This window comes from Fibrobacter intestinalis (assembly GCF_900167415.1).
Taxonomy (GTDB): Bacteria; Fibrobacterota; Fibrobacteria; order Fibrobacterales; family Fibrobacteraceae; genus Hallerella; species Hallerella intestinalis.
On sequence record NZ_FUWU01000024.1, the window covers coordinates 39,006 to 45,775 of the forward strand.

General features: G+C 50.2%; 4 protein-coding genes and 1 tRNA gene. 4 read left to right on the forward strand and 1 reads right to left on the reverse strand.

The genetic code is table 11. The features are described 5' to 3' along the window. Positions 1-177 precede the first annotated feature (177 nt). On the reverse strand, positions 178-1,452 hold the full coding sequence (locus B5D40_RS07985; RefSeq protein WP_073303749.1) for an argininosuccinate synthase: 1,275 nt from the start codon (positions 1,450-1,452) through the stop codon (positions 178-180). 123 nt (positions 1,453-1,575) lie between these two features. On the opposite strand from B5D40_RS07985, the gene B5D40_RS07990 reads away from it, so the two are divergent. The 4 genes from B5D40_RS07990 (at position 1,576) to B5D40_RS08005 (ending at position 6,538) form a co-directional block, all read left to right on the forward strand. Then, on the forward strand, positions 1,576-3,324 hold the full coding sequence (locus B5D40_RS07990) for a sensor domain-containing diguanylate cyclase (protein ID WP_078776502.1): 1,749 nt from the start codon (positions 1,576-1,578) through the stop codon (positions 3,322-3,324). A gap of 16 nt (positions 3,325-3,340) precedes the next feature. After that, on the forward strand, positions 3,341-4,336 hold the full coding sequence (locus B5D40_RS07995; protein WP_078776503.1) for an MlaD family protein: 996 nt from the start codon (positions 3,341-3,343) through the stop codon (positions 4,334-4,336). Between the two features lie 39 nt (positions 4,337-4,375). After that, positions 4,376-4,448, forward strand: a tRNA-Asn gene (locus B5D40_RS08000). Positions 4,449-5,458: 1,010 nt separating this feature from the next. Beyond that, entirely contained in the window at positions 5,459-6,538 is a 1,080-nt protein-coding gene (locus B5D40_RS08005) for a tyrosine-type recombinase/integrase (RefSeq protein WP_078776504.1), read from the forward strand. Positions 6,539-6,770 lie beyond the last annotated feature (232 nt).

A 6,770-nucleotide genomic window follows, 5' to 3' on the forward strand; every position in this document is an offset into this window, starting at 1 on the left:
TGGATTTTAATATACAGAAAATTTTTCTTTCTGGAGCACAAAATATATTCCAATTTGGCAAATCACGGAAAAAGCCCAAAATTCCTCCAAAAGGAAAAAGCCTGAAATCAAAAACTTTCGGCATAAAAAAACGCAGCCCGATTTTACCGAGCCGCGTTTTTGAAACCTTAGGCGAAGTTATTTTTTCTTCACGTTCGTTTTGCCAAATTCCACATTCGTCTTCTTGCCGAGCAGAAGCGCGCGGGTTTTCAGCGGCAGACCGAAGCAACGGATAAATCCGGAAGCGTCTTTCTGGTCGTACATTTCCACGTTGGAGAATCCGCCGAGTTCCATGTCATAAAGGCTATACGGGCTCTTCATGCCAGCCGGGATGACGTTGCCCTTGTAAAGCTTCAAGCGGACATCGCCCGTTACCACTTTTTGCGTTTCGGTAATGAAAGCGTCCATCGCCTGACGAAGCGGGGTGAACCACTGTCCGTTGTAAACCAGATTGGCGTAAGTCATCGCCATTTTCTGCTTTTCGAACATCGTTTCCTTGTCGAGAACCAGCTGTTCCAGGCACTCGTGCGCCTTGTAAAGGAGGGTTCCACCCGGAGTTTCATAAACACCGCGGCTCTTGAGACCCACCAAGCGGTCTTCGACGATGTCGATAAGTCCGCAGGCATGCTTGCCCGCAATGGCGTTCAGCTTTTCCAGAAGCTCGACCGCTCCCATTTTTTTGCCGTCGAGAGCGACCGGCGTTCCCTTGTCAAAGGAAATCGTGACATAGCCCGGCGTATTCGGCGCTTTTTCGTATGTGCTCGTGTGCTTGAGCATATCATACTGGTGTTCCTTGTCCGGTTCTTCCAGAATGCCGCCTTCATGGGAAAGGTGCCAAAGGTTGCCGTCTTCGGAATAGATCTTGGTTTTGGAAATGCCGGTATGCGGAATCTTGTGCGCATCCAGATAGTCGATCATGCTTTCGCGATCGTTGAATTCCCATTTGGGATCTTTCCAGGGAGCAATCACTTCGAGGGACGGATCGAGCGCAGCATAAGTCAGTTCAAAGCGAACCTGGTCGTTTCCCTTTCCGGTAGCGCCGTGAGCGACGGCGTAAGCGCCTTCCATCTGGGCGATTTTCACCTGGTATTTCGCAATCAGCGGGCGGGCAAAAGAAGTTCCGAGAAGGTAAGTGCCTTCATACTTAGCGCCAGAGCGAACCGTCGGCCAAACATAATCTTCAAGGAATTCCTTTTTCAAGTCGAGAACGTAGCACTTGGAAGCTCCCGTCGCAAGCGCTTTCTTTTCCAGAGCCTTTTCGTTCGGAAAATCATTCTGGCCAAGATCCGCAGCGAAAGCGATCACTTCGCAATCGTAATTGTCTTTGAGCCACGGAATAATTACGGAAGTGTCCAGTCCGCCGCTATAAGCGAGGACGACCTTTTTCTTGGAATTTTTAGCAGATTTTGCCATTTTTTTGTCCTTTGAAAATTGACAATCATAATATAGAACTATTTCTTTTTTTTTGCACAAAAAACGTCCCATTTTTCATGCTTGCCCGCATTTTTCATCGAATTTGAATGTAGTTTTTTAACAATGCTGCAACGTTCTTTTGAAATCACCAAACCAGCCTCTTTAAAACGGATCTTAAAATTCATCGCCGGAATGGAAGAATACAAGACAGCAAAAGACCGCCTGCTCATCGTATTCGAACCCCAATGCGAACGGGAATTTATCGAAAAGGAACTCGACGTCATCCGAAAAGAACTGCCCGAAGCAAAAATCGCCGGCATGACGACCCTTGGGCCGCTCAGCACCGAAACAGAAGTTCCCCAAAACACGGTGATTTCGATTCTTCTATTTTCCAAATCGACGCTTGCCGTTTTCGAAGCGGACAAAAGCAAACAAGATTCGTACAAAATCGGAGACTCCTTCCGGCAAAAGCTCCGAAAGCTCGAAGACGTCAAAGGAATCCTCTGCTTATCGAGTTGCACCCACAACTCCCCGGACAAAATCATCGACATCGCCCAGGTCGGGAGCGAGAACATCCCTATATTCGGGGCGCAAGCCGGCTCCCGCTTCATCACTCAAGACGAATCCAAAATCTTTTCCGAAAACGGCATTCTGGAGAACGGCATCTCTTTCGTCGCGTTCTGCGGGAAGTCCCTGGAGATCCAGACCGATTTCAATCTAGGCTGGCGTGCCCTCGGACGGGAGCACGTCATTACGGAATGCCAAAAGGGAATCGTCAGCGAAATTGACGGCAAGCCGGCTTTTGACTTGTATCAAAAATATCTACAATTCAAACCCGACGCGGACTTTTCCAAGCAGGCCATCGCTTTTCCAATTCTGGTTCCCAGCGGCTCGACTTCCATCGCCAAAGTGCCTTTGCGCCTCACCGACGACGGCAATCTGTGCTTTCCGACGGATTTTCAAAACGGCACCAAGATCTATCTCGCCTATTCCAAGCCCGAATACCTGCTTTCCGAAACTCTCGTGGCGGCGAACAATATGCTGCGTTTTCACCCCGAAGCGACCGTCCTTTTCCCCTGTATCAACCGGCGCGTCTTTTTGGGCAACGAAAGGGCGGAGAAGGAATTCGAGTTTTACCGGCATTCGGTTTCGGAACTCTGCTGGGGCTACGGCTTCGGGGAAATTCTACAGACCAACGAAGGCGGTGGCGTTTTGAATTCCTCGCTGGTCGCCGTCGGTTTTCGAGAAAGCGCGAAGTCAAAAAAACGCTTTGTTCCCATCGACGATGAAAGCATTCGCCATGCGCAGAACAATCTTTCCCTTGCCGACAGGCTGGTTTCCTTTTTGGAAGCGACTTCCGACGAACTTCGGCACACCATCAACCAGCTTGCCAACTTGGCGGAACACGACCAGCTGACGGGCCTTTTCAATCGGCACAAGCTCGACAAAATTCTTCTATACGAATTGGGCAAACGCCGTCGGGAAGACGAACTTTCCATTTTGATGTACGACATCGATTTCTTTAAAAACGTCAACGACTCTTACGGGCATAGCGAAGGCGACCGCGTTTTGGTAAAGCTTTCCAATTTGGTTGCCGAATCCATTCGCGCCTGCGACGTTCTAGGGCGATGGGGCGGCGAAGAATTTGTGTGCGTTTTGACAAATACTCCGCTGAACGGGGCGAAAATTTTGGCCGAACGCATCCGGGAAAAAGTGGAAAGCACCGATTTTTCGCCAGTTCCCAAAGTCACCATCAGCCTGGGCATTACCGCAGCCCGCATCAACGAAACGCCAGAAAGCCTCTTTATCCGTTTGGACAAAGCGCTTTACGACGCCAAAAAATCCGGACGCAACCGCACTTGCATTCGCTAATGTTCCCTAACCGCCTATGAAAATTTCGGACAAAGCCATCGGCTATATTTCTTTCGTCGCCATCGTTCTGATTATCGTCGGCGTTTCTTTGGGAATGTGGAACGCCCACAAAGGAAGCTCCACCACAGCCATCATCGACTTTGACGAACTGGGCGCGCTTTCTCCAGAAGACCCGATGACGGAGAATGGCTACGAAATCGGAAAAGTCGCTTCGGTGGAATGGCTCGGAGACCGTTCCCGAGTCACCGTGATTTTCGACAATCCTATCACCCTTCGGGAAGGCTCCTATTTTCGGAACGCTTCTTTCGCGTTAATGGGAGGACGCCGCATTGAATTGGTCAGGACTCACGAAGGGGAAATCTTGCCGCCCGACCACGTTTTTCGCGGGGAATTTGTCCCCGGAATCACCGAATCGCTGCAGTTTATTTCTGTCATCCACGAACAGGCAAAAGTTTCCCGGGATGCCATTCTAGCCATTCTCGAAGGCTCCGAATCCGACCCGGGCGTCGTTCAAAAATACAACGAAACCATGCAAAATGTGGAAAATCTATTGAATCAATTCGACAAGACCGCCTCCACCGCCGGATTCAAAATTCAAGAAATTCTCGCACAAGCGGAAGCCGCCGCCCAAACCCTTGACCAAACGGCGAACACCGCCGATTCCAGCATCGGGCAAGCCACTGTTCTGGCGAAAAACGCCATTTCTTCTACTCAAAAGGCCTTTGTAAAACTTTCTACAGAATTGGAAAAAATCGAAGCCATTACACGGGCAGCGCAAGAGAATCCCACCCTGCAAAATCTGCTGGAAACCCAAGAAACCGTCCAAAGCGTGAACGCCCTCCACCAAAAGCTGAACGAATTTATTCAATCCATCAATACCAAAGGGATTGCCCTTTATGACTCCAGCGGCAACAAAGTCAAGCTTATCCGCTGGAAAAACATCAACCTTATCGGCAAAACCGCTCGCCAAAAAGCCAAAGAAAGACAAAAAAAATCGCCAAATACCCCTTGACAAGTTTTTTTTGCATTTATATATTTGCTGCACACCAATTGCTTCATAGCTCAGTTGGTAGAGCCCCTGACTGTTAATCAGGTTGTCACTGGTTCGAGTCCAGTTGAAGCAGCTAGAAAGACTTCGAGAAATCGGAGTCTTTCTTGTTTTATGGAGGGAAAATACACCGGTTGAATGCGCTTGGAGTGTACGATCACAAGATTAGGGATTAGCGATTAGCGGCGAGTGCCCTTCGGCAGGCTCAGGGACCGCTGCTTGGTGCACCTCGGTAAGCTCGGTAACCGCTGGTTGGTGAGCCTGCCGAACCAGTCGAACTAGTCGAACCACGGTTGGTGTGCTTCGACAGGCTCAGCAACCGGTTGTCGAACCATAACTAGCGATGAGTGATTAGTGGGCAGAGGGAAGTTGGAAGAATCGGTTTCTTGCCGCTTTGCGGTCTTCTCGTCGTGACGAAGGCAGGTCATTTATTTTAGCGGGAATTTCTTTTTATAAAGGGGGAACTCTTTTTCAGACGGAGGATTTTCTTTCACAAGGTGAACTTCTTTTCAAAGTGGAATGACTCTTCATAAGGTGAATTTTCCCGCGGGTCGCGAGGTGCTCGCCTACCCATGAGCCTTGGAAGCTTCGCTTCCTTTAGGCGAATTGTCCCTTGCAGGGATACTTCAACTACGGAATCGGAGATTCCTAGTTTCAGGGATGCAAAGCCGTGGGAATCCACACCAGCGGCACGTCATTGCGAGCCGCGATAGCGACGTGGCAATCCTATCTGCGGAAAAAGGATTGCTTCTACACTTCGAGTATAACTCCACTAAGGTAACAAAGTTACCAAGTGTCGTATATCCACATAGAGGATAACTCCACTAAGTCAATAAATTGACAAGTGTCGTATAACCCCTGCGGAGTTCGCAATGACGGTCGCTTTCAAATGTGACTGATTTTCTCCTTGGCGAGCGCACAATGACGGAGCAACCCGAACCAGCATTCCGTCATTGCGAGCCGCGTAGCGACGTGGCAATCCAAGCCAGCGGCACGTCATTGCGAGCCGCGTAGCGGCGTGGCAATCTGTTTCTTTTTCGAGAATTTTTTGCAAACTTTGCACCGTAATGTAATAAAGGAGATTCCATGCAGTTCAAGGAAGCGGCGGAAAGGTGGTTTGAAAAGAAGGCGGTGCTTTGGAGCGAGAGTTCCCGGGCGAAATACGCGAATATTTTGCAAAAGCATCTGTTGCCGTATTTTGGCGAAGTGGAGCTGGTCGGTTTTGATTCGGCTCTCGTACGAAATTTTGCGGAAAGCGCACTCGGAGAGCTTGCGGATTCCACGCGGCGTTTCGTGCTGGCGACCTTGCAGCAGATTTTGAAATCGGCGCTTTCGCCGGAGGATTTTGGCGCGCTGGATTTTCCCCATGCTGGGACGCCTCGAAAGGGGGAAGCGGTTCCCCTCTCGCCTGAGGAAATTGCCGCGCTGATTCGTGCGCTGGAAAAGAACGAAAATCCAAAACTGGAGAACTCAGCCCGGAGCCTTTTGCTGATCGCTTTCACCGGGATGCGCCTGGGCGAAGCCTGCGCATTGAAATTTTCGGACTTTGACTTTGTGCGGAACACCATCAAAATTCACGGGACGCTGGAACGGCTACCGAATGAAAAGGGCGAAACGGCAAATGACGCGGACACAAAAGGCGCAGACGAAAATCTCGCCGCCGAAACGGAAATCGCCAAGTTCCCGAAAACCATCCGCAAACTCTGCCCGCCGAAAAGCGAAAGCGGCCATCGGGAAATCCCCATCCCGGAAAATCTGCTCCAATGGCTGAAAAAGACGGCGAGGGAAAATCCGCCGGACAGTTTTTTGGTGAAGCACGACCAGCGGACTTTGCAGAACCATTTCAAGAAGTTTTTGAAGGCGGCGGGAATTGAAGTGGATGCCCACATCCACACCCTGCGGCACAGCTTCGCTACCCATGCGCTGACTTCTAACAAGGACCTGAAAACGCTCTCGGTGCTTCTCGGTCACGCCAGCACCCATACGACTCTTGACCTTTACGTGCACCCGACATTTGAGAGCAAGCGGCGCGTGCAGGAAGCGTTCTGGGAGTTCGTGAAGAACCCGAAGTGGGCGCAAGATCCTGCTCCGCAAAGAAATAGTGATTATTGGAACGAAAATTTTGGAAAATCGGGAGGTTCCGGGCGCAAGCCGGCCCAACGGTGAATTTCGCAGAAGTGCGCTTCTGCGAAAGTTTCCGCCAACGATAAGCAAAATATAACTCGGATTTGTAAAGATTGCAATACAAAAGACGTGAAAATCTTTGCAGAACCGGCCCGGATTTGACTGAAATCAACTCTGGGCGTAGGAATCCTAACCCCGGCAAGCGGATTTCCCTGCCAGGACATGTTCCAACCTGTCCCCTTTTTTGCTCGGCGGCGGCTCCGAGTCGGGAAAA

Coding starts and splice junctions, on each gene's coding strand:
- B5D40_RS07985 (WP_073303749.1), bottom strand. CDS start 1,452: ATGGCAAAATCTGCTAAAAATTCCAAGAAAAAGGTCGTCCTCGCTTAT.
- B5D40_RS07990 (WP_078776502.1), top strand. CDS start 1,576: ATGCTGCAACGTTCTTTTGAAATCACCAAACCAGCCTCTTTAAAACGG.
- B5D40_RS07995 (WP_078776503.1), top strand. CDS start 3,341: ATGAAAATTTCGGACAAAGCCATCGGCTATATTTCTTTCGTCGCCATC.
- B5D40_RS08005 (WP_078776504.1), top strand. CDS start 5,459: ATGCAGTTCAAGGAAGCGGCGGAAAGGTGGTTTGAAAAGAAGGCGGTG.